We start from the raw sequence: 22,915 nt of genomic DNA, 5'->3' as shown, positions 1-22,915 counted from the left end.
GTGAACATTCCGATTGCCACCCCGGTCGACCTGCGGCCCGGTGGATGAGAAGCTACCCCGGGCGGGGCGGCGTTCCCCCGAGTGCCGCCTTCCGCGATCGACCCCTGTCACGGCACGCATCAGGGTCGCCGGGCGAACCATCGTCCGGGCAACCACGCGCCGGTATCTCACGAGGAGTTCCATGTCCGTCCCCGGGATGCGCCGCCGGGCCGCCGTCGGCCTGGCCGCACTCGCCGCGACCGCGTTCACCGCCGTCGCCGTCACCCCCGACCAGGCTGAGGCCCACTCGAAGCCGGTCGACGTCCAACTGCTCGCGATCAACGACTTCCACGGCAACCTGGAGCCGCCGACCGGCTCCAGCGGCACCATCGACGGGCAGGCCGCCGGTGGCGCCGAATACCTGGCCAGCCACCTGAAGGCCATGCGCGCCGCGGCGCAGGCGCAGGGCAAGGGCACCGTCACGGTCGCCGCGGGCGACCTGATCGGCGCCTCGCCGCTGCTCTCCGCCGCGTTCCACGACGAGCCCACCATCGAGGAGATGAACCTCGCCGGGCTCGAGTTCGCCAGCGTCGGCAACCACGAGTTCGACGAGGGCGCCAAGGAGCTGCTGCGGATGCAGCGCGGCGGCTGCCACCCGGTGGACGGCTGCGCCGACGGCACGCCGTTCGAGGGCGCGAAGTTCAAGTACCTCTCCGCCAACGCGTTCAAGACCTCCACCGGCCTGCCGCTGATGCAGCCGTTCGGCATCAAGATCGTCAAGGGTGTGCCGATCGGCTTCATCGGCATGACCCTGGAGGGCACCCCGAACATCGTCAGCCAGCAGGGCGTGGCCGGGCTGCGCTTCACCGACGAGGCCGACACCGCCAACAAGTACGCCAAGATCCTGCGGCTGCTCGGCGTCAAGAGCATCGTCGTGCTGCTGCACGAGGGTGGCGTGCAGAACGGCGGCGGCATCAACGACTGCACCGGGTTCAGCGGCCCGATCGTCGACATCGCCAACCGGATGGACCCGGCGATCGACGTGATCGTCAGCGGCCACACCCACGCCGCGTACAACTGCAACATCAACGGCAAGCTGGTCACCAGCGCCAGCTCGTTCGGCCGCCTCGTCACCGACATCAACCTGAAGATCGACCCGCGTACCCGGGACGTGGTCAGCGCGTCGGCGAACAACGTGGTGGTCACCCGGGACGTCGCCAAGGACCCGGCCTCGACCGAGCTGATCAGCCGGTACAAGACCGCGCTCGGCCCGGTGGCCGACCGGGTGGTCGGTGAGACCACCACCGCGATCACCAAGACCCAGGAGAACCTGTACCAGACCGGGGTCGACGCCAACGGCAAGCCGACGTACCAGACCGGTGAGTCGCCGCTGGGCAACGTGATCGCCGACGCCCAGCTCGCCGCCACCGACACCGAGCAGAACGCGGTCGCCGCGTTCATGAACCCCGGTGGTGTCCGCGCCGACCTCGACGCCGGCCCGGTCACCTACGCCGAGGCGTTCACCGTCCAGCCATTCGCCAACAACCTGGTGACGCTGGACCTGACCGGCGCGCAGCTCTACTGCATGCTGGAGCAGCAGTTCACCGTGGCGCGGGTGCTCTACGCGTCCTCGTCCGTGCACTACGTGGTGGACGTCAACGGCACCACCGCGCCGGCCGGCACACCGTGTGCCGGCAGCCGGGTGGTCCGGGGCAGCCTCACCATCAACGGCACCCCGGTGACCGACACCGCGACCTACCGGGTCACGGTGAACAACTTCCTCGCCGGTGGCGGCGACGGCTTCAGCGTCCTGACCGGCGGCACCAACGCGGTGACCGGCCAGATCGACCTGGACGCCTTCACCGCGTACCTGACCGAGAAGTCGCCGGTGTCCGCGCCGGCGCTGGACCGGATCCAGACCACCGCGGAGGTCCCCGCCGCCTGACCCGTACCGCCAGTGGGCCCCGGAGCACCGCTCCGGGGCCCACTGCCGTCTCCTCCTCCCCCCACCCTCCCCACCCACCGTCCCCCCACCGTCCGCACCCACCTTCGGCGCGTTGATCAAGGAGTTTGCGTCGAGAACGCGCCGCGTGGCGACGCAAACTCCTTGATCAACGAGTGGGGTGGGGAGGGGGTGGGGAGAGGGGGTGGGGAGGGGGGTGGGGAGGGGGTGGTCTGCCATGCTGGGGCGGTGAGTGCGACGTGGCGTCATCTGCCTGCCCCGGCCCGTGAGATCGCCGCGAGCGCCACGGACGCGGTCGACGCGGCCCGGGAGCGGGACGCCGAGGCGTACCGGCCGGCGGTGGAGCGGCTCGCCGCCGCCGACCGGGCCGGGCTGGTGCTCGGCGGCGCGGTGCGGCTGCTGCTGGAGGAGGGGCATCCGGACGGGCTGGACGGCGACGACGTACGCCAGGTGCTGGAGCGTTGCGTCCGGTCGGCCGCGACGTGGTGGTCCGAGGTCGACCCGCACGTGCTGCTGGTGCTGCTGGCCGGCGCGCTCGGCGTCTACGACCCGGGCGACGACGACAACCCGCCCGACCCGGCGGCGGTCGCCCGGCACGCCCCGTTGCTCGTCGCCGACCTGCTGGCGGTCACCGGACGCCCGTTCGCCGACTACCTGAGCGCGGCGTTCGCCGAGGTGGCCCGCACCGAGCTGCACGACTGACGGGGCGGGGCGGACGGTCCCCCGTCCACCCCGCCCCCAACCGGTCAGGCGGTGCCGGCGACCTCGAACGAGTACCAGTTGGCGTACTCGCTGAACGTGCCGTCGGCCTTGACCGCGAAGACCGTCAGGGTGATCCACCCGCTGGTCTGCGGCGTCCACGTCACGGTCGCCCGACCGTCACCGTCGGCGGTCACGTCGGTGAACTCGCCATCGTCGCCGAACGCGTACCGGTAGGTCGCCACGTCGGTCCATCCGGGCGGCGGCGAGAAGGTGAAGGTGCCGGGCACCCCGACCCCGCCCACCGGGCTCCCGTCGGCCGGCTGTCCGTAGACGTCGGAACGCACCCCTGGCCACGGGTCGAAGTAGGCCCACCAGGAACGCTCCTCCGAGACGAACCCGTTGGCGCTGCGGCTGCGCACAGTGACCCGGTAGCCGTTCGGATCGGTGGCCCGGAAGCTGAAGTAGGCGACGCCGTCCTCGTCGGCCCGTCGAGTCTCCGGCGGGTCGTTGTTGAGAGTGATCTCGTACTCTTCCACCCCGGTGAGGCCAGCCGCCGGGGTGAGCCTCAGCAGCACGTCCTTGTTCCACTCCGGCGGTCCGTCCGGCGTCTCCACCTGCGGTGCCGACGACGGCACGTACACCTGGTAGACCACCGGCGTGGAGACGTTGCCGGCGAGGTCGATCGAGCGCACGGTGAGCCGCTGCGGGCCGGCGCCGTTCGGACTGAGGGTCACCGTCGCCGTGCCGCCTGGTGAGTCGGCCCGCACCGTGCCGGGATAGCTCAGCGGGTCGGGGCAGACCAGTTGGCCGAGGTCACCGCTCCACTCGCAGACGTTGACCCCGAGGTCCCCCCAGCGGTACTGGAAGCCCGCCACGTCCTTCTTGCCGTTGCCGGAGAACGTGAAGACACCCGGCTCGCCGGCCGGCACCCACTGGCCGGTCTCCGCGGAGGGGTAGTTCGACGACGTCACCGTCGGCGCCGCCGGCGCGGTGGCGTCATAGCTGAAGTAGCACTTCTTCGACCAGGCGGACGTGTCCGCGCCGTCGCCGACGCGTGCCTGCCAGACGTACGAGGTGCCGTCGGCCAGCGCGTCGGCAGGCAGTTGGACCGTGTTCGCCCGGCCCGAGCTGCCGTGCTCGTCGCTCAGCTCCCGCCGTTGCTCCGGGTGACCGACCGGCCAGAACGCCACGTCGGTACGCAGACTGCGCTGGTCCCACTCGTCGGCGTCGGAGCCGACCGCCTGGAGCACGTGGGCGAAGGAGCCGATCTTCGGGTACGGCCGCAACTGGGTGCAGGCGAAGCCGCCGTTGTAGAGGCGCGTGTTGTCGACCGTGGGCAACGAGTTGTACTGCACGCTGAGCTGGACCTGCTTGTACCAGTTCAGCTCACGCGCGTACGTCGGGTCCGACTCGTACTGCTCCGGCACCCGGAGCAGGAAGGTGATCCGCCGCTGCTTCTGCGCCACCGCCTCCTGGACCGCGGCGCCCACGTCGAAGGAGATGCTGGCCCGGGGGCAGTACTCCGGCGTCAGGATCTCGTCGATCTTGCCGATCGGCTCCGGCTGCCGGTTCCAGGTTGGGGTGGCACCCACCTGCTTCGTACGCCAGATCTCGATCGCCCGCTTCGTGCAGTCCGCCGCGGTCTGCTCCTGGATGAAGACCTTTCCGCCGTAGATCTTCCGGCCGCCCTCGAACTGGGACAGGTCGAAGGTGGCGTAGATCCGCGAGGTGTGCGACGTCCCGGCGTCGTCGACCCGGGTGCCGAGCGGCATGTTGACGCCCTCGGCCCAGTTGTACGCCTTCGCCGGAGTGGCCGAGTCGACCCAGCCGCCCTGCACCTGGGGTGGGGTGGTGTAGTGCGGCGCCGCCACGGCGGCGCCGGCGGTGCTGACGACCGTCAGCCCGGTGACCCCCAGGGTCAACCCGAGCAGGCCGATGAGGTCACGACGTGGCCTGACTTTGAACACAGTGGATTTCCTCCCGTTGCCGTCCGGGCGCCCGCCCGGACAGTTACGGGCATCAAACCGTTCCCGTGCGGGGGCGGGCAACGGCCTTTCGGTCGATCACCGGACGCGCGGGAGACGCACTTCCGACGCGGTCACGGGCTCGCGGCCAGGAAGACGAACGCGGCGAGCAGCACCAGGTGCACCCCGCCCTGGAGCACGGTGGCCCGCCCCGGCACCACGGTGAGCACGGCGGTCACCGCGGTCAGCGCCAGCAGCGTCAGCTGGGTGCCGCCCAGCCCCAGCAGCAGCGGGCCGTCCAGCCAGATCGAGGCGATCGCGATGGCCGGGATGGTCAGGCCGATGCTGGCCATCGCCGAGCCGAGCGCCAGGTTCAGACTGATCTGGACGCGGTCCCGGCGGGCCGCCCGCGCGGCGGCCAGCGTCTCCGGTGCCAGCACCAGCAGCGCGATGACCACACCGACGAACGCCTGCGGCAGGTTGGCCGCTTGGACGGCGGACTCGATCGCCGGGGAGATGGTCTTCGCGTCGCCGACCACCGCGACCAGCGCCACCACCAGCAGCGCCAGGCTCACCAGCGCGGTACGCGTGGACGGCGGCTCGGCGTGCCCGTCGCCGTCGGTGTCCTCCGCCAGGATGCTGCCCTCCTGGGTGACCGGGAGGAAGTAGTCGCGGTGCCGGCCGGTCTGCACCATCACGAACAGCAGGTAGAGCGCGAGCGAGGCAACCGCCGCGAAGGCGAGCTGACCGGGGGAGAACTCCGGGCCGGGCCGGCTGGTGGTGAACGTGGGCACCACCATGCTGAGCGTGGCGAGCGTCGCCACGGTGGCCAGCGCCCCGCCGGTGCCCTCCGGGTTGAAGACCGCCACCTGCCGGCGTAGCGCGCCGAGCAGCAGCGACAGGCCGAGGATTCCGTTGCAGGTGATCATCACGGCGGCGAAGACGGTGTCCCGGGCCAGCGCCTGCGTCTTGTCCCCACCGCTGATCATCAGCGTGACGATCAGGCCGACCTCGATCACGGTGACCGCGACCGCCAGCACCAGCGAGCCGTACGGCTCGCCCACCTTGTGCGCCACCACCTCGGCGTGGTGGACGGCGGCCAGCACGGCGACGGCGAGCAGGGCGGCCACCACGAAGATCAGCGCGCCGGGTAGCTCCCGCCCCCAGGTGAAGACGAGCAGGAGCACGGCGAGCACGGGTACGACGGTGGTCCAATCGGTCAGGCGGGATCGGATCATCGCTGGCATGCGTCTACCTTGCCAGGTGAACCGGGCAACCGCCCGCGGCCGGGAGATCGTCTGCGGTGCGTCTCGCCCGTCGGTCGTCCTCAGCCGGTGCCGAGGCCGGCGGCGAGGTCGGTGATCGTCGTCGGGGCGAGGGGCTCGCGGGCGACCAGGGCGAGTACGTCCTGACCGGCTGGTCGCTGGCGGATCTCGGCCGGCGCGATGCCGGTCGGCCGCGGTCAGGGCGCGGCCGGCGTTGACTGGATCGTGGACGTGGAGGTAGACGCGGGCGGCGTCGATCAGGTACGCGGCCCGGTGTTCGGCGGGCAGCCACCGCCAGCCGTCGTCAGTGGTCACTTTCTCGTGCCGGGCGATGGCCTGTCGTGCGTCGCCCAGCTCCGCCATCGTGGTGATCCGGGCAAGCTCGACCGCCGTGGGTCCGAACCCGGTTCGACAGTGGTCGTGACCGTCGCCCACCCGAGCGGCCATCTCGGCGGCCTCGTCGATCAGCCCGACGGCGGTGCGGTCGTCCCCGTCGCGGGATGCGGCCAGGGCAGCCTGGACGAGGAGCGTTCCGCACAGGGACAACTCGTGCGGGGAGCCGTCCTCGGTCACCGGCGGGGCGATCCGGTAGGCGGCGGCCAGCATCGCCGACGTCGCCAGCCTCGTCCGTGCCGATTCGCGGAGGACCGGGCCGAGCTGCACGGCGGCGGCTGCCACCGAGAGCCGGTCTCCGGTGGCGGCGATCATTGCCCGGTCGACGGCCAGCCACGCCACGTCGGTGGCACCGAGCTTCGTCAGCAGCGACGCCGTCACCCGGTACGCCTCCACCAACAGCGTCCGGCCTGCCTCGGGATCGTGGGCGTGGGTGCGCTGCGCGTCGGTCAGCAACTGCGGCACCAGGTCGACCACCTGGGGATAGCGGGCGTGCTGGAAGGTGCTCCACGCGTGCGCGACCTCCCGCGACAGCGCCTCGACGGACAGCACGGGACGGCGACCGGCCGGACGTCCCAAAGCGATCTCGTAGCTCGACAGCGCCGCGCGGACCCGCTCCACCCCCTCGACGCGCTCGGTCACCCCGAGCGGTTGAGCTTGTCGACCGAGTAGGACCGCCGTGTCGATCCGCAGGGCGGCGGCGATGTCCCGAAGTGTCGACACCTTGTCCAGCGACCGGACACCCCGCTCGACCTTGTCCACCCGACTCTTCGACTTACCCAGCCGGTCGGCCAGCATCTGCTGGGACAGCTTTCGTCGACCCCGCCAGTACGCCACCCGTCGTCCGACCGGCAGCAGATCAGTGTTGTCCATGGCGCCACCGCCGGTCCGGCACCGCCCGGGTCGTCTCCTCGGCCGGTATTCGGTCCGCCTCGGCCTGCTGGAGAAGCCGTTGCCGGGCGGCCTCCCGCTCCGCCTCCTGGATCCGCTCGCCCCGATTTTCGGACGGAACCTTCTGGTTCATCCCTACCTCCGCTGGTAGGGGCGCGACGGTGTGTTCGGAAGGATCGACACCATCGCGCCCGGCTCCAGGCAGGCCACTTCTCGGCGGTACCGGACCGAACGTGATCCGCCCTGATCACAGCATGGAGTGACGGGTCGGTTACTCGAAGGCGACGCGTGTCCGCTGAGCGTTCGGGCTGTCCGCTGTCAGGAGGCGGGCCGGTGCGACTCGTAGACCTCGCGCAGCGCCGACGCGTCTTTCGCGCCGGTCTGCTCGACCCGCCGGAGCACCTCTCGCGCCCGCCACCAGTTCGAAGGCACCACCCGTCCGGAGCGGATCGCCTCGGCGGCGACCACGCTGGCTTCGTCGGGCTGATCAGCCGCGACCAGCGCCAAGGCCAGGTCGAGACGCGCGGAAGCGGAGCGTCTGGGGCGGTCGCCACCATCTCCGCGCGGGTCCAACTCCGCCAACACGATCCGGGCGACCTGTTCCGCAGCCGGGTCGCCCGCCCAGGACAACGTCGTCGCCGTGTACGCCAACGCCTTCGTCGGGTCGTACCGGTAGTGATGCTCGGCCCGCTCCGGCACGGACAGGTTCGCGGTCACCCGCTCCAAGCGGTCCAGCGCATCGCGGGTTCGCCGGACGTCACCGACGCGTGCCCAGACCCGAGCCTCCTGCGCCGTCGCCTGGATGTGCGCCGAGCTTCCCCCGGGTGCCACCCGCTGGGCCTGCTGAGCCAGCTCGATCGCCTGCCGGTGGTCGCCCGAGGTGAGCCGGTCCCACGCCCGGGTCTCCAGGCACCACGCCTGGATCTCCGCATGCTCGCCGTGTTTGGCGAGCTTGGCCGCGGCGGCCAGATGCGCACCGGCCGTGGAGCGCTGCTCAAGATCGATGTGCACCGTCGCCCGCAGCACGGTCAGCCAACCGCCAGCAACGATCAGGCGCCGCCGCTGCGCGAGGGTGCCCCGGCCGTCGAGCAGCCGACCCACGTACGCCAGATGCCGCCGCACCATCGGCAGCAGTTCCACCGGCCGCGTGGTCGCGTAGGCACTCGCCAGGTCGTCGACGCCTGCCTCGATCCGGGCCAGCGTCTCGGCACTCACATCACTGGCGCGCACCCGTGCCAGCAGTTCGTCGGCCTCCGCGTCGTGGTCGACGGGCTGCCCGACGAGCCGCACGAGTGCCCCACCAGCCTGAAGAACCTCATCAAGGTGCCGGGCCGTTTCCGGCGTCGGAGCCTTGGCGGCGGTCTCCAGATCGTGCAGATGACTCTTGCCCCGGTGCGCGAGTTGCCCGAGCGCCCGCAGAGACAGCCCTCGGCTGGCGCGCAGCACCCGTAGCTGGGCCCCGAAACGCGGATCGACGTGCGACACGACGAAGCTCCCAGCGCAGGAAGGAGGAACGCGCCCCACCACATCGGAAGGTACACCTGAACGCCACGCTATGTGACGTCACGCATCCTGGCGGACGGCTCCGTGACCCAGGACGGTCCTCGGAGCGTGGCAGGGCACGCGGCTTTGCGGCCATGCCTCGGCAGTGTCCCAGGGAGAGCCACCCCGACCATGACCGCCATCTCGCCGACGACCCGGTCCCGCTCCTCGTCGGCCCCTTCGATCAGGGTGTGGAAGAGATCGAAGATCACTGGCCGGGACATCTCCTATGTGAGACCCGGTCCTTTTTGCCGCCGTGGTGGCGAGTAGCTCGCATGCCGTAGCGTCGATGCATGACGACGGTGGTGGTATCGCTCGTGGTGTTGGCGGTGTTGGTGCTCGCGGTAGTTGTCTTCGTGAGCCGCCGGGACCGGGATCGTCTCTCGTCCGAGGTGGATTCGACCGCGGTCCGCCAGGCCAGTGCCGACCAGCATCAGCACGAGGCAGAACGGCACTTCGGGTCGGGCATGGCCGCGAGGCATCACAATCCCCCCAGTACGTAGGCCCGCCCGGCTCGAGCCAGGCCGCATGGTGCGGCGTACCTCAGAAATGAGTCAAGGCCCCTCCGTGGAGGGGCCTTGACCGTCACTTACCTCTGGTCGGGGTGGCCGGATTCGAACCGACGACCTCTTCGTCCCGAACGAAGCGCGCTACCAAGCTGCGCCACACCCCGAGGCGTGCCGACAAATAGTAGCCCACCCGTCTCCGGGGTCCAACTCGGTACCCCCCACCCCACGCGACGCCTGGATCTTGGTACGGATTCGCCCATTCGAGGGCCGATCCGTACCAAGATCGCCAGAGGTGGGCGTCAGCGGGGGATCAGGGTCAGGATGCTCGCCTCGGGTGGGCAGGCGAAGCGGACCGGGGCGGTCGGGTGGGTGCCCAGGCCGGCGGAGACGTGCAGCCAGGAGTCCGAGCCGGGCCAGCGGTGCAGCCCGCGCGCCATCGACCGGGGCAGCCCGCAGTTGGTCACCAGCGCGCCGTACCCGGGCACACAGACCTGCCCGCCGTGGGTGTGCCCGGCCAGCAACAGCCCGAAGCCGTCGGCGGCCATCCGGTCCAGCACCGCCGGCTCCGGTGAGTGGGCCAGCGCGATCGACAACGCGACCTCGGCGCCGACCGGCCCGGCCACCGCGTCGTAGTCGTCCCGCTCGATGTGCGGATCGTCCACGCCGACGACCTCGATCGCCCGCCCGCCGGCCTTGAGCGTGGTGCGGGTGTTGTTCAGGTCCGCCCAGCCGGCGCCGGTGAGGATGCCGCGCAGTTCCTCGTACGGCAGCGACACGCCCTCGGTGTACTCCCGGTCGGGCAGGAAGTAGGAGAACGGGTTCTTCAGCACCGGGCCGGTGTAGTCGTTGGAGCCGAACACGAACGCGCCGGGCAGGTCGAGCAGCGGCTGGAGCGCGCGCAGCACGCCGGGCACCGCCTCCGGGTCGGCCATGTTGTCGCCGGTGACCACCACCAGGTCCGGGTCGAGCGCGGCCAGCGAGGCCACCCAGTCCTGCTTGCGCCGCTGGTTGGGCATCATGTGCAGGTCCGACAGGTGGAGCACGCGCAGCGGTTCGGCGTCGGTCGGGAGCACCGGCACGTCGTACCGGCGGAGGGTGAACAGGTTGCGCTCGACGAGCGACGCGTAGGCCAGCGTGGCCGCGCCGGCGGCGGCGGTTCCGGCCGCGAGCCGGAATAGTGTGCGCTTTCGCATGGTGTTCAGGGTAGTTTCACCGTCCATGAGCACGTTGAAGGACCGTCTCACCACCGACATGCGCGCCGCGTTGAAGGCGCGCGACGAGCTGACCACCTCCACGCTGCGGATGGCCCTCGCGGCCGTCGGCAACGCGGAGGTCGCCGGCCGCGAGAAGCGCGAACTCAGCGACGACGAGGTGCTCGCGGTGCTGACCAAGGAGGCGAAGAAGCGGCGTGAGGCGGCCACCGCGTTCGCCGACGCCGGGCGCGCCGAGCAGGCCGGCAAGGAGACCGCCGAGGGCGAGGTGCTGGAGCGCTACCTGCCGAAGCAGCTCCCCGACGACGAGTTGGCCGAGCTGGTCTCGGGGGCGCTCGCCGCGGGAGGCTTCACCGGCAAGGCGCAGATGGGCCCGGCCATGAAGGCGGCCCAGGCGGCGGTGGCCGGCCGGGCCGAGGGGGGCCGGGTCGCCGCCGAGGTACGCCGCCAGCTCGGCCTGTAGACGCGCCTACCGCAACGACAACGGGCGGGCACCCGCTGGGGTGCCCGCCCGTTGCGTTGTTCGCCGGTCAGCCGCGGCCAGGGCGTCCCGGTCGGCCGTTGCCGTTGCCCGGCGGGTTCGCCGGACCGCCCGGCCCGGTGGAATCGCCCGGCTTCGGCGCGCCCTGGCCGGAGCTGACCTCGATCAGCACCACGCCGCCCTTGATGGTGCGCCCGTCCGGGCTGGTGCCGGCCGCGGTGCCCGCCGGGCACTCCGACGGCACCTTGTTGCTGGACACCACCGCCTCGAAGCCGGCGCCCTTGATCCGCGACTTGGCGGTGTCGACGGACTCGCACTTCACGCCGGGGATCGAGCGCTGGTCACCCATCACGATCTTGCCGTCCGGCGGGGTGAAGTTCTTCCGTTCCTTGCCCTTCATGGCGTCCCGCAGCGTCTCGTAGACCGCCGGGTTGATGCCGTTGGGCACGTCGTGGCCCATCTGCTGGTTGGTCTGCGCCCAGTCCGGGTCGGCCATGATGCCGGCCACCGCGTACTGCTTGGTCATGGCGACCAGGGCGGACGTCTTCTCCGAGTCGGTGGTGCCGGACTTGCCGGCCACCGGCGCCTTGACGATGCCGCGGACGTTGCCGGCGGTGGCGGTGCCGCACTTCGAGGTGGCGGAGCGGTCACCGACCGGGCAGCGGGCGGCGTCCACGGCGGCGCGGGCCACCTCGGTGCTGATCCGCTGCTCGCAGCGCGGGTTGGCGATGTCGAGCTTGTCGCCGTCCGGGCCGCGGATCTCCTGCACCGGGATGGGCTCGCAGTACTTCCCGTCGGCGGCCAGCGTGGCGTACGCGTTGGCCAGCTCCAGCGGAGTGGTCTGCGAGACGCCGAGGCTGAACGCGCCCCACTGGTGCGGGTTGGCGGCGAGCTGGGCGTCGCTCGACGAGCGGAAACTGATACCGAGCTTCTGCGCCGCCTTGACCACGTTCTCCGCGCCGACCCGCTGCTGGAGGTCGATGAAGAACGTGTTCACCGAGAAGCCGAAGCCGCTCCACATGGTGTGCATGCCGGCCATCGACTCGTTGGCGTTCTTCGGGCAGTACTTGTTGGTGCCCGGGCAGGCGGCCGGCGAGTTGAACTCGACCGGGTAGTCGGACTTGAAGACCGGCTGCGCGTTGATGCTGTAGCTGAGCGGGTAGCCCTTCTCCAGCGCGGCCACCAGCGTGAAGATCTTGAAGGTCGAGCCGGCCTGGTAGCCGGAGATGCCGGGGCCGCCGGTGACCAGCGGGTTCACCGTGTTCGGGTAGTTGCCCCGGATCTTCTTCTTCGCCTTGCGCGGGTCGCTGGAGAGCTTGTTCTGCGGGTTCTTCGGGTCGTCGATCTTGAACTTCCGGTTCACCGCCACCGCCCGGACCCGGCCGGTGCCGGGCTCGATCGCGGCCACCATCCGGGCCGCCTTGCTGCTCTCGCTCAGGTGGTTGCGGACCGCCTTGTCGGCGGCCTTCTGCGCCTGCACGTCCATGCTGGTGACGATGGTGTAGCCGCCGCTCTTGAGCCGCCGCTCCCGGTCGTACGAGGTGCCGCCGAACGTCTCCTGCTGGAGCCACCAGCGGTAGAAGTAGTCGCAGAAGAAGCCCCACGAGTTGGTGTTGGTCTGCACGCAGCCGTTCGGCGTGCGCTTGTCCCGCACCTGGAGCTTGATCTTCTTGGCGGCGTCCGCCTCGGGCTGCGTGATCGCGCCGGTCTGCACCATGTTCTGGATGACGTAGTCACGCCGACCGACCGCCTCCGGGTAGCCGGCCTTGGTGGTCGGGTCGAACGCGGTCGGCGCCTTCACCATGCCGGCGAGCATCGCCGACTCCTGGATGTCGAGCTTGCTCGGCGGCTTGCCGAAGTAGACCTGGCTGGCGGCGTAGACGCCGTACGCGCCGTTGCCGAACGCGGCGATGTTCAGGTAGCGCTCCAGGATCTCGTCCTTGGAGAGTTCCTTGTCGACCTGGAGCGCCAGGCTCATCTCGCGCAGCTTGCGGGTGCTGGTGTCCTCGGTCGCGGCGACCACGTCGGCCGGGTGGGTGGCCGAGTAGGAGATGGCCAGCCGGACGTACTGCATGGTGAGCGTGGACGCGCCCTGCCGGGACGAGCCGGTGGACTGGTTGTTGACGAACGCCCGGGCGACGCCGTTGAGGTCCACGCCGTTGTGCTTGTAGAAGTCGTGGTCCTCGGCCGCGATGATGGCCTTGACCATGTACGGCGAAATGTCCTTGAGCTTGACGTCCTTGCGGTTCTCGTCGTACATGGTGGCGAGCGGCGTCTTGCCGTCGGAGGCGAGCAGATAGGTGATCTGCGGGGCCCGGGCCACCGTCAACTCCTTGGGCAGCGCGCCGAACGTCTCCGAGCCGGCCTTCGCGGCAAGCCCGGTCATCGCCACCGCGGGGAAGGCCGCCGCGGCGACCACCACGCCGGCCAGCAGGCCGCAGATCAGCAGCGATGCGGCGTTGGTGAAGACATTGTGGTCACGTTTCCGCATCCAGGTCACCTCGACAGGGTACGCGAGCAGGGATCGGCCGGCGCACGGGGAACTTTCCCCATTTCCATCCCGCGCCGTCCTCGTTGTGCTAAACGCACGAACCCTGGCACAGGGTTGCGTGAGATCCGCAGAAGTCTCCGCCGATCGGGGGATCGGCGCGGCGTTTTTCCGTACCGGAGCCGGGTAGACGGCCGGCGAAGGCCCGGCACGCCGGGAGTGTCCGGAAATTAGGGATTTCGCCGACAACGTTGCGTAATCGGGTGACTACACAGCATGATGGTGACGGCGATCGCAGCCACACGTCGTCCGTGCCGCCCTGGGGAGGCCGGCCGGACGACCGGGGGGAAGTCGCGGCTGCTCGCGCGACGTCGGTAAGTACTGCAAGGGGGGACGTGTACAGATGGGCATGATCACTGACTGGCCGTCACTGGCGGCGTGTCAGAACGGGGACCCGGACGCGTTGTTCGTACAGGGCGCCGAACAGAACGTGGCGAAGAGGATCTGCCGGAGCTGCCCAGTTCGGTACGAGTGCCTGGCCGACGCGCTCGACAACCGGATCGAGTTCGGCGTGTGGGGCGGCATGACCGAACGCGAGCGCCGCGCGTTGCTTCGCCGTCACCCGCAGGTGACGAGCTGGCGCAAGATGTTCGAGGCGGCCATGAGGAAGAACGCCAAGGAGAAGGCCGGCAAGGACAAGATCCTGGTCACCACCGCCACCTCCTGACGGGGCCCGGCCGGCGGGTTCACCGCCGGCTGATCGCCTCGCCGATCGTCCGCAGCCCGTCGACGTCGTGCACGTCGGCGGGCTGCGCCGGCACCGACACCGCCGGCACCGCCGGGAACGCCTCGGTGAACCGGGCCGCCACCCGCTCCTCGCGGACCGCCTGCTGGGCCAGCGCGGCGTGCGCGCGCAACACCTCGACGGTGCCCTCGTGCCCGCCGACGCCGGCCAGTCGCTCCGCGGCGGCCAGGCTCCGCTCCGCGGACAGCCCCGGCGCGGCGGGCTGGTGCACCCGGTTGAGCACCAGCCCGGCCAGCGGCATCCGCTCGTCCCGCAACCGGCCCGCGAAGTAGGCGGCCTCCCGGACCGCGTCCGACTCCGGCGCCGCGACCAGCAGGAACGCGGTCTCGTCGGCCTGGAGGATGCGGTACGTCTGCTCGGCCCGCTGCCGGAACCCGCCGAACATCGAGTCGAGCGCGGCGACGAAACCGGACAGGTCGGTGAGCAGTTGTGCGCCGAGCACCTTCTGCACCACCTTGGAGAACATCCCGAAGCTCGCCGTCACCAGGCTGAACATGCTCCGCCCACCGCTGCGCGCCGGGGCCAGCAGCAGCCGCAGCATCCGGCCGTCGAGGAACCGGGACAACCGGGCCGGCGCGTCGAGGAAGTCGAGCGCGGAGCGCGACGGCGGCGTGTCCACCACGATCAGGTCCCACTCGCCGCGGGCGTGGAGCTGGCCCAGCTTCTCCATCGCCATGTATTCCTGCGTGCCGGCGAAGGTGGAACTCATCGCCTGGTAGAAGGGGTTGGCGAAGATCTCCGCCGCCTTCGCCGGGTCGGTGTGCTGGAGCACCACGTCGTCGAACGTGCGCTTCATGTCGAGCATCATGGCGTGCAGCTCGCCGCCGCTGGTCTCGACGTCGAGGCCCTTGACCTGCCGGGGGGTGTTGTCCAGCTCGGTCAGGCCGAGCGACTGGGCCAGCCGGCGGGCCGGGTCGATGGTGAGCACCACCGTCCGCCGGCCGTGCCGCTCGGCCGCCCGCAGCGCCAGCGCCGCGGCGGTGGTCGTCTTGCCCACGCCGCCCGCCCCGCAGCAGACCACGATCCGCACGCCGGGGTCGGCGAGGATCTGGTCGACGTCCAGCGGAGGCGCCGCGTCTTCGGAAGGCACCAATCGAGCGTATCGGTCCCGAGGGGCTCTCTGCTCCGGGCCGGCCCCAGGTGTGAGTCAATCCGCCCGGACGAGCGTCTCGGCCAGCGTCTCCAGCCCGGCCCGGTCGACCCCGTCGGGCAGCAGCGGCAGCTCGATCAGGGGCAGCCCCAACTCCACCAGGTCACCGCGGAGCGAATCCTCCAGCTCGCGGCGTACCCGCTGGTCGCGGGCCTCCTCGGCGAGGCCGGCCACGGTCCGGGCGTCGGTCGGAAGGCCGGCGGCGGCCAACCCCCGCTTCAGCTCGGCCGCGGTCACCGGGCGACCGGCCGGCACCGGCGGACGGACGCCGTTGACGATCACCCGGCCGACCGGGAAGCCGAACTGGGTCAGGTCGGCCACCGCGTCGAGCGTCTCCTGGACCGGCATCTCCTCCAGCAGCGTGACCACGTGCACCGCGGTCATCGGGGAGCGGAGCAGCGCGGAGACACCCTCGCTCTGGGTCTTGATCGGGCCCACCTTGGCCAGCCGGGCGGTCTCCGCGGTGACGTTGAGGAAGCGCCCGATCCGCCCGGTCGGCGGCGCGTCCAGCACCACCGCGTCGTACGCCCGGCGGGACCCCGCGGTGCGGGTGGTGGCCTCCTTCACCTTGCCGGTGAGCAGCACGTCACGCAGCCCGGGGGCGATCGTGGTGGCGAAGTCGATCGCCCCGAGCTTGCGCAGCGCCCGGCCGGCGGCGCCGAGCTTGTAGAACATGTCCAGGTATTCGAGGAGCGCCTCCTCGGCGTCGACCGCCAGCGCCCGCACCTCACCGCCGCCGGGCGCGTCGGTGAGGTGCCGCTCCTCGTACGGCAGCGGGTCGGTGCCGAAGAGCTGGGCGATGCCCTGTCGGCCCTCGACCTCGACCAGCAGCGTGCGCCGGCCCCCGGCGGCCAGCCCGAGGGCCAGCGCGGCGGCCACGCTGGTCTTCCCGGTGCCACCCTTGCCGGTCACCACGTGCAGGCGGCCCGGCCATCTGCCGGCGGACTCGGCCGGCTGCTCACTCGCTGCCATCCGTCGAGCCTAACCAGCCGCCGGGATCAGCCGACCTCGCAGACCCACCAACCCGTCTTCCGCACCACCGTGAAGCGCAGGTCCTGATCGGCGACCTTCTCGTCGGCGGTGGTCATGGTGACCTTGGTGGAGACCGTGGCGCGGTCCCCGGTCTGGTTGTCGACCGTCGGGTTGGTCCAACGGAAGCGGGGGTTCTGGTACTGCCCGGCGTACTTCTGCACCTCGGCGACCTTGGCGGTGATCTTCTTGTCGTCGCGGGCCGCGGAGCAGACGAACGTGGCCGCCTTGTCGGCGTCCCGCTCCTGGTAGACGGCCTTGAGGAAGCCGTCCACCGCCACCTGCGGCTCCGGTGCGCCCTGGCCGTCCGCGCCGTCGCGGAGGGCGAGGAACGCGGCGGTGCCACCGCCGCCGCACAGCAGGACCGCCGCGGCCAGCACGAGCGAGACGATCAACAGGGTCGGGCGTTTGCGCGGCGGCGCGCCGGGCGGGTACGGCGGGTGGCCGAGCCCCGGCGGTGGGCCGGCACCGGGCGGTGGCTGACCGGGCCCGGTCGGCGGGAGGGCCCCGGCGGATGCGGGCTGCGGGATCGGTTCGCCGGGCGTGCCGGTCGGGCCACCGGCGGGCGGTTGGGTCATCGGTCTCCCCCGGGTTGCGGCGCGCCCGTCGCCGCCCCAGGCGACGGGCACGGGGTCGAGGTGGTGGGCGCGCGACCGCGCGCGCCCAGTCCGGAAGGGTAGCGGTCGGCGGGCCACTTGCCAGCCCCGCGTCATGGCGTGCCGGACGCGAGAGCGCCATCGCGTTTCGGACCAGTATTGTGTCACATATGTGACTCGACGTGATCATTCATGCGCGTCCCGTTGTCGGAATGGTCGGCCGCGTCCTACGTTCGTCGCGACACAGCGGCCGGACCGGGGGATTCCGGGCCGCGCAGTGGTGCCCATGAGCAGGTACGACGTCCGGAGGCAGCGGATGCGCGACGCGGAGAACGTTCCCCGAGCCCAGTTTCCCCCCGGTGACCGGGCCGCCCGGCCCGGGGACGCCGACGGCCCCGGCGCGGGCACACCGTTCAACGAGCGCTCGTACCGCCCCCCGGTCGAGGTGGTCCGCACGCTGCTCCGGCCGGCCGGTCGCCGGCGGGACGAGGAGGAGCCGGGCTACGTCATCCACCTGCCGGTGCGGGTGGCCGACTTGGCCGCCGCGACCGCGCTCGCCGGCATCGTGGCCACCTCCCTCGGCTTCCTGGCCGAGCTGGACGCCGGCGAGACCACCGTCTCCACCGCCGACGACCAGAACAACCGGCACCGCGTCTTCTGCGACCTGCTGCTGCCCGACCGCGGTCGCTGCCCGCAGCGCTACGAGCACGAGGGCCCCTGCGGCGAGTCGCCCGCCCCGGAGCAGCGTCCCGCGTCTGGCTGAGGCGGTCGGACCGTAGGCTGTGCCTGACCGAAGTCCAAGTCAGGCAAGGGAGCCTTCCTCCGATGCAGAAGTGGGAATACGCCACGGTCCCGCTGCTGGTCCACGCGACCAAGCAGATCCTCGACAACTGGGGCGAGGACGGCTGGGAGCTGGTCTCCGTGGTGCCCGGACCGAACCCGGAGCAGCTCGTCGCGTACCTGAAGCGTCCGAAGGGCTGACCAATGAGCAACGGACCGCACGCGAAACTCGCCGAACTCGGTCTGACGCTGCCCGAGGTGGTGCCGCCGGTGGCCAGCTACGTGCCGGCCGTCCAGTCCGGGCAGCACGTCTACGTCTCCGGTCAGCTTCCGATGGCCGACGGCAAGCTGCTCGCCACCGGCAAGGTCGGCAACGGTGTCTCCGCCGAGCAGGCGAAGGACCTGGCGGAGCGGTGCGCGTTGAACGCCCTCGCCGCGATCGACGCGTTGGTCGGGCTGGAGAACGTCGTCAAGATCGTGAAGCTGTCCGGCTTCGTGGCCAGCGCGCCCGGCTTCACCGGCCAGCCCGGCGTCATCAACGGCGCCTCCGACCTGTTCGGCGCCGTCTTCGGCGAGGCCGGCCGGCACGCCCGTAGCGCGGTCGGCGTGGCGGAACTCCCCCTCGACGCCCCGGTCGAGGTCGAGGTCATCGTCGAGGTCGCGTAACCCACCTACGTGATCTTGCAGGTTCCGCCCCGGCAGAAGCCTCGAACGAGGACAAACCCGGGGCCGGACCTGCAAGATCGCGGGGGATGGCGGGTGGGGTCGTACGATCGCTGCCATGGGTGGGCGTGTGACGGGGGCCGCAGGGGCGCTGGCGGAAGAGTTGCCGGGATGGGTTTCGCTGCTGCGTGCGCCCAACCCGGGGCCGATGACGCTCGACGGGACGAACACCTGGGTGCTGCGGGCCGGCCCGGACGCGCCGGCCGTGGTGGTCGACCCGGGCCCGGCCGACGAGGGGCACCTGGCCGCGATCGCGGCGCACGGGCCGGTCGGCTGGGTGCTGATCACGCACGGGCACCCGGACCACACCGAGGGCGCGCCCCGACTGCGTGAGCTGCTCGGCGGCGTGCCGGTGCTGGCCGCCGACCCGGCGCACACCGCCGGGGGCGAGCCGCTGACCGCCGCGACCACGCCCGACGCCGGCCTCGGCCTCCGGCTGCTGCCCACCCCCGGGCACACCGCCGACTCGGTCTGCCTGCTGGTCGAGCACGCCGGTGAGCGGGTGGTGTTGACCGGCGACACCATCCTCGGCCGGGGCACCACCGTGGTCGCCCACCCGGACGGGCACCTCGGGGACTACCTCGCCAGCCTGGAGCTGCTCTCGACGTACCGGGGGATCCCGGCGCTGCCGGGCCACGGCCCGGCGCTCGCCGACTGCGGCGCGGCGGCCGAGTTCTACCTGGCCCACCGGCGGGCCCGGCTCGACCAGGTGCGCGCCGCGGTGGCCGCGGGCGCCCGCACCGCGCCCGAGGTGGTCGCCGTGGTCTACGCCGACGTCGACCGGTCGCTGTGGTGGGCCGCCGAGTGGTCGGTCCGCGCCCAGCTCGAACACCTCGGAGTGGAGCAACCGTGACCTGCCCGGTGTGCGGGACCGTCGCCGTGCCCGGGGCGCGGTTCTGCCACAACTGCGGGGCGGCGCTGCCGGCCGCCGCCACACTGCCGGCCGCCGAGCGCCGGGTGGTCACCGTGCTCTTCGGTGACCTCTCCGAATTCACCTCCTGGTCGGAGGACCTGGACCCGGAGCGGGTCGGCGCGGTCACCGACCGGGTGCTCGCCGCGCTGGCCGGCGCGGTCAAGACGTTCGGCGGGCACGTCGACAAGCTCACCGGCGACGGGATCATGGCGGTCTTCGGCGCGCCGGTCGCGCACGAGGACGACGCCGAGCGGGCGGTCCGCGCGGCGCTGTCCATGCAGCGGGCCGTCCGCCGGGTGCTCGACGACGAGCGGGGCGGTGGCGCGCCGCTCGGCCTGCGGGTCGGGCTCAACACCGGGGACGTCATCGCCGGCATCCAGGCCGCGATCGAGTACACCGTCATCGGCGACACGGTGAACACCGCCGCGCGCCTCGCCGACGCCGCCGCGGTCGGCGCGATCTACGCCGGTGCGCGGACCTCCACCGCCACCCGGCACGTCGCCTCCTGGCGGGCGCTGCGCCCGCTGCGGCTCAAGGGCAAGCGCGAACCCGTGGAGGCGTACGAGCTGCTGGGCCTGCTGGACGCGCCGGGCACCCGGTCCGGCCTCGGTGACGAGGCGCCCTATGTGGGCCGGGAGACCGAGATCGGCCGCATGGCCGGCCGGCTCGCCGAGGTGATCGACCGGGGTGAGCCCCGGGTGCTGCTGATGACCGCCGAGGCGGGCATCGGCAAGTCCCGGTTCGCCGCCGAGGTGGAGCGCCTCGCCGCCGGCTACGACGTCGGTGCCGGCCGGTACGCGGCGCACACCGGCGCCCGGGTGCTGTCGGTCCGCTGCGCCGCGTTCGGCGAACGACGCCGGCTGGCGCCGCTGGCCGACCTGGTCCGCGCCGCGGTCGGCCTGCCCGGCGACGCGGCGACCGCGGTGACCCGGCCGGCCGTCGAGGAACGCCTGCGCCGGCTCGGCCAGCGCCTCGCCCGGCTCCCCGGCGACCCGCCGCCGATCGCCGTGGACCAGCTCCTGGCCCTGCTCGGGTACGCCGAGCTGCCACCCGCCGCGGAGAGCGTCGAGTGGAACGCCGCCACCGGACCGGCGGACGCCGAGGTGGTGCCGAACGCGGTCGCGGACCTGCTCAGCGGGCTGGCCGGCGAGGCCCCGCTGGTGATCGTGGTGGACGACCTGCACGACGCCACCGCCGAGACGGTCAAGGCACTCGCGTTGACCCTCAACCGGCTCACCGGGCCGGTGCTGGTGCTGCTGCTCGGCCGCCCCGAGCTGGTGCGTACCGCCGGCGCGCTCACCCGGCTCGCGGACGCCGAGGTGCACGCGTTGCCGCCGCTGCGCGGCGCGGACGCGGCCCGGCTGCTCACCAGCTACCTGGCCGGGGGCCGGCTGCCCCAGGCCGACGCGGCCCGGCTGCTCGCCACCGCCCAGGGCAACCCGTTCTACCTGGCCGAACTGGTCACGCTGCTGATGGAACGCGGCGCGCTGACCGCCGGCGCGGGGCGGGGCGCGGACGTGGCCTGGCGGCTGGCCCCCGGCTCGCTGGGCAGCCGGCTGCTCTCCCGGGACCTGGCCGCCGTGCTCGCGGCGCGCATCGACGCGCTGCCGCCGGACGCCCGCTCGGTGCTGCGTGACGCCGCGGTGGTCGGCGACACGGTGGCCGCCGGCGCGCTGGAGGCGCTGCGCGAGCAGCGGGTCGGGCGGGACGGGCGGCCCGCCGCGGTGGCCGCGGTCGAGCTGGACCGGGCCGTCGAGGAGCTGCTGCAACGTCGCATGCTGCACCGCACCCGCACCGGGTTCGCGTTCGCCACCCCGCTGATGCGGGAGGCCGCGTACACCGGGGTGAGCAAGGCGGAGCTGGCCGAGCGACACGCCGCGCTGGCCCGCTGGGCCGCCCCGGAGAGCGTGACCGAGGCGGGCGCCCCGGCGGGCGGGTTCACCGAGGCGGCCCGCGACGACTTCGTCGCCGAGCACGTCGAGCGGGCCACCGCGCTCGCCGACGCGGTCAAGCTCCGCCCGGACGCGCCGGCCCGCGCGGTCGCCGGCCTGGGCGTGGCCGCGCTGGGCCGGGCCGCCCGCCGGTCGCTGCGCGTCGGCGAGCCGGCGCTTGCCGTCGAGTACGCCGAACGCGCCGCCGAACTGGCCCGTGGCGCGGTGCCCCCGGCCGACCGGGTGGTGCACGCCCGCGCGTTGTTGCAGATCGGCCGCCCGACCGACGCGCTCGCCGCGGCCGAGAAGATCGCCGCGAACACCGGCGAGGCCGCCACCCGGGCCGCGGCGCTGCTGCTGGCCGGGCAGGCCCAGCAGACGCTTGGTGACGCCGAGCGCGCCGAACGCAGCTACTCCGAGGCGTTGCAGGTGGCCACCGCCGCCGACCTGCCCACGCTGCGGGCCTCGGTGATGCGCCGGCTCGGCATGGCCGACTTCATCGCCGGCCGGCTGGGGCAGGCGAGCAGCCGGCTGGCCGCCTCCTACCAGGTCAGTCTCGCCGCGAAGGATCCGCGTGGGCAGGCCTGGTCGTTGCAGAACCTGGCCTGGGTGACCACCACCCGGGGCGACTTCGCCGGCACCGACGCGGTGCTCGGCCGGGCCGCCCGGCTGTTCGCCGAGCTGAAGGACCCGTACGGGCGGGCCTGGCTGCGCGGCACCACCGCGTTCGCCCGGCTGCTCGCCGGCCGGCTGCGCGAGGCGTGCCGGCTGGCCCAGGTGTTCCTGCCGTTCGGGGAGCGGGTCGGCGAGGCGTGGGCGGTGGGCACGCTGCGGGCGGTCGAGGCGTACGCCACCGCCGAGTTGGGCGACCTCGCCGAGGCGGACCGCGCGGCGCGGCGCGCGTACCGGGACTTCGCCGAGGTGGGCGACGACTGGGGGCAGGGCTTCGCGCTCGTGGTGCGTGGGGTGGTGGCGCGCGGGCTGGGCGAGCCGGAGCACGCCGCCGACCTGTTCTCCGACGCGTTGGAGTACGCCGCCCGCACCACCCATCCGCTGCTCACCGGCATGGCCGGCACGCTGCGCGGCTTCGTCGCGCTGGACATGGGCGACTGCGAGACCGCCGAGCGGGAGGCGCGGTCGGTGCTGACCAGTGTGGAGCCGCACAACCCGCAGGCGCCGGCCCAGGTCGCGCCACGGGTGCTGCTCGCGATGGCCCGGGTCGCGGCCGGTGACCCGGGGACCGCGGTGGGACTGCTCGCCCCGGTGGCCATGGTGGCGGCGAACGCACCCTCGCTGCTGATCTCCCGGCGACAGACGATGGCCCGGTATTCTGCCGCGCTGCTCGCCCACGGCCAGCGGGAGCAGGCGTTGGACTGGGCGCAGCGCGCGGTCGCCGCCCCCGCCGAGGACGTCCGCAGCCAGGTGGTGGCCGGGCTGGCGCTGGCCGAGGCGCTGGACGCCGCCGGCCGCCCGGCGGAGGCGCTGGCCAGCGCCGAGGAGGCGGTCCGCCTGGCGTACGCCACCGAGCAGCTCAGCGAGCGGGCCGCCGCGGACGCGCTGCGGTCGCGCCTCGCCGGCTGAGCACCCCTGTTCTGTCGGT

Annotated in this window: 19 protein-coding genes, 1 tRNA gene and 1 pseudogene; 10 read left to right on the top strand and 11 right to left on the bottom strand. The window is 72.5% G+C overall.

What is annotated here, in order from left to right; translation table 11 throughout:
- The first annotated feature begins 181 nt into the window (after positions 1 to 181).
- Complete coding sequence (locus tag ACZ6O5_RS06885) at positions 182 to 1,924, top strand: bifunctional metallophosphatase/5'-nucleotidase (RefSeq protein ID WP_107159640.1); 1,743 nt, start codon at positions 182 to 184, stop codon at positions 1,922 to 1,924.
- Positions 1,925 to 2,170: 246 nt separating this feature from the next.
- Positions 2,171 to 2,644, top strand: coding sequence for a hypothetical protein (locus ACZ6O5_RS06880; protein WP_465974972.1), 474 nt, complete (start codon positions 2,171 to 2,173; stop codon positions 2,642 to 2,644).
- 44 nt (positions 2,645 to 2,688) lie between these two features.
- On the opposite strand, the gene ACZ6O5_RS06875 is transcribed toward ACZ6O5_RS06880, so the two are convergent.
- From ACZ6O5_RS06875 to ACZ6O5_RS06855, 5 genes and pseudogenes are all read right to left on the bottom strand, one after another.
- On the bottom strand, positions 2,689 to 4,611 hold the full coding sequence (locus ACZ6O5_RS06875) for a hypothetical protein (RefSeq protein WP_465974970.1): 1,923 nt from the start codon (positions 4,609 to 4,611) through the stop codon (positions 2,689 to 2,691).
- A 131-nt stretch (positions 4,612 to 4,742) separates the two neighbouring features.
- A complete protein-coding gene (locus ACZ6O5_RS06870; protein ID WP_465975064.1) occupies positions 4,743 to 5,846 on the bottom strand; it encodes a calcium:cation antiporter in 1,104 nt (367 codons plus the stop codon).
- A 1,152-nt stretch (positions 5,847 to 6,998) separates the two neighbouring features.
- Positions 6,999 to 7,064, bottom strand: a pseudogene (locus tag ACZ6O5_RS06865) (hypothetical protein); the annotation flags it as partial.
- Positions 7,065 to 7,125: 61 nt separating this feature from the next.
- On the bottom strand, positions 7,126 to 7,290 hold the full coding sequence (locus tag ACZ6O5_RS06860; RefSeq protein ID WP_465974968.1) for a hypothetical protein: 165 nt from the start codon (positions 7,288 to 7,290) through the stop codon (positions 7,126 to 7,128).
- 185 nt (positions 7,291 to 7,475) lie between these two features.
- Positions 7,476 to 8,681 (bottom strand): helix-turn-helix domain-containing protein, encoded by a 1,206-nt coding sequence (locus ACZ6O5_RS06855; protein WP_465975062.1) that lies wholly within the window; start codon positions 8,679 to 8,681, stop codon positions 7,476 to 7,478.
- Between the two features lie 311 nt (positions 8,682 to 8,992).
- On the opposite strand from ACZ6O5_RS06855, the gene ACZ6O5_RS06850 reads away from it, so the two are divergent.
- Positions 8,993 to 9,202 carry a hypothetical protein gene (locus ACZ6O5_RS06850; RefSeq protein ID WP_465974966.1) on the top strand — a complete coding sequence of 70 codons (210 nt, stop codon included), beginning with the start codon at positions 8,993 to 8,995 and terminating at the stop codon, positions 9,200 to 9,202.
- Positions 9,203 to 9,295: 93 nt separating this feature from the next.
- Here ACZ6O5_RS06850 and ACZ6O5_RS06845 read toward each other — a convergent pair.
- A tRNA-Pro gene (locus ACZ6O5_RS06845) sits at positions 9,296 to 9,372 on the bottom strand.
- Between the two features lie 135 nt (positions 9,373 to 9,507).
- Positions 9,508 to 10,401, bottom strand: coding sequence for a metallophosphoesterase (locus ACZ6O5_RS06840; protein WP_465974965.1), 894 nt, complete (start codon positions 10,399 to 10,401; stop codon positions 9,508 to 9,510).
- A gap of 25 nt (positions 10,402 to 10,426) precedes the next feature.
- Between ACZ6O5_RS06840 and ACZ6O5_RS06835 the strand changes: the two genes are divergently transcribed.
- Entirely contained in the window at positions 10,427 to 10,882 is a 456-nt protein-coding gene (locus tag ACZ6O5_RS06835) for a GatB/YqeY domain-containing protein (protein ID WP_343444576.1), read from the top strand.
- A 67-nt stretch (positions 10,883 to 10,949) separates the two neighbouring features.
- On the opposite strand, the gene ACZ6O5_RS06830 is transcribed toward ACZ6O5_RS06835, so the two are convergent.
- Complete coding sequence (locus ACZ6O5_RS06830) at positions 10,950 to 13,391, bottom strand: transglycosylase domain-containing protein (protein WP_465974963.1); 2,442 nt, start codon at positions 13,389 to 13,391, stop codon at positions 10,950 to 10,952.
- Between the two features lie 400 nt (positions 13,392 to 13,791).
- On the opposite strand from ACZ6O5_RS06830, the gene ACZ6O5_RS06825 reads away from it, so the two are divergent.
- Positions 13,792 to 14,115: a WhiB family transcriptional regulator gene (locus ACZ6O5_RS06825; RefSeq protein WP_107159621.1), complete on the top strand. Its 324-nt coding sequence runs from the start codon at positions 13,792 to 13,794 to the stop codon at positions 14,113 to 14,115.
- A gap of 19 nt (positions 14,116 to 14,134) precedes the next feature.
- On the opposite strand, the gene bagB is transcribed toward ACZ6O5_RS06825, so the two are convergent.
- From bagB to ACZ6O5_RS06810, 3 genes are read right to left on the bottom strand one after another with little or no spacing between them, the layout of a single operon-like run.
- Positions 14,135 to 15,286 (bottom strand): ArsA family ATPase, encoded by a 1,152-nt coding sequence (gene bagB, locus ACZ6O5_RS06820; RefSeq protein WP_396774123.1) that lies wholly within the window; start codon positions 15,284 to 15,286, stop codon positions 14,135 to 14,137.
- A 54-nt stretch (positions 15,287 to 15,340) separates the two neighbouring features.
- The gene (gene bagA, locus ACZ6O5_RS06815) at positions 15,341 to 16,315 is read right to left on the bottom strand and encodes an ATPase BagA (protein WP_465974961.1); all 975 of its coding nucleotides are present in this window, start codon (positions 16,313 to 16,315) and stop codon (positions 15,341 to 15,343) included.
- A gap of 26 nt (positions 16,316 to 16,341) precedes the next feature.
- Positions 16,342 to 16,950 (bottom strand): Rv0361 family membrane protein, encoded by a 609-nt coding sequence (locus ACZ6O5_RS06810; protein WP_465974959.1) that lies wholly within the window; start codon positions 16,948 to 16,950, stop codon positions 16,342 to 16,344.
- A 334-nt stretch (positions 16,951 to 17,284) separates the two neighbouring features.
- On the opposite strand from ACZ6O5_RS06810, the gene ACZ6O5_RS06805 reads away from it, so the two are divergent.
- The 5 genes from ACZ6O5_RS06805 (at position 17,285) to ACZ6O5_RS06785 (ending at position 22,896) form a co-directional block, all read left to right on the top strand.
- The gene (locus tag ACZ6O5_RS06805) at positions 17,285 to 17,731 is read left to right on the top strand and encodes a hypothetical protein (RefSeq protein ID WP_465975060.1); all 447 of its coding nucleotides are present in this window, start codon (positions 17,285 to 17,287) and stop codon (positions 17,729 to 17,731) included.
- Between the two features lie 62 nt (positions 17,732 to 17,793).
- Positions 17,794 to 17,949, top strand: coding sequence for a DUF4177 domain-containing protein (locus tag ACZ6O5_RS06800; protein WP_013289021.1), 156 nt, complete (start codon positions 17,794 to 17,796; stop codon positions 17,947 to 17,949).
- Positions 17,950 to 17,952: 3 nt separating this feature from the next.
- Positions 17,953 to 18,414, top strand: a complete 462-nt coding sequence (locus ACZ6O5_RS06795; protein ID WP_396774120.1) for a RidA family protein — start codon at positions 17,953 to 17,955, stop codon at positions 18,412 to 18,414.
- A 115-nt stretch (positions 18,415 to 18,529) separates the two neighbouring features.
- On the top strand, positions 18,530 to 19,324 hold the full coding sequence (locus tag ACZ6O5_RS06790) for an MBL fold metallo-hydrolase (RefSeq protein ID WP_465974957.1): 795 nt from the start codon (positions 18,530 to 18,532) through the stop codon (positions 19,322 to 19,324).
- Positions 19,321 to 22,896: an adenylate/guanylate cyclase domain-containing protein gene (locus ACZ6O5_RS06785; RefSeq protein ID WP_465974955.1), complete on the top strand. Its 3,576-nt coding sequence runs from the start codon at positions 19,321 to 19,323 to the stop codon at positions 22,894 to 22,896. Before ACZ6O5_RS06790 ends, ACZ6O5_RS06785 begins: the two co-directional genes overlap by 4 nt.
- Positions 22,897 to 22,915 lie beyond the last annotated feature (19 nt).

It is taken from the genome of Micromonospora sp. NPDC049201 (genome assembly GCF_055586805.1).
The sequence above is the reverse complement of the archived record's forward strand: the minus strand, read 5'-3'. Positions and strand labels throughout refer to the sequence as shown.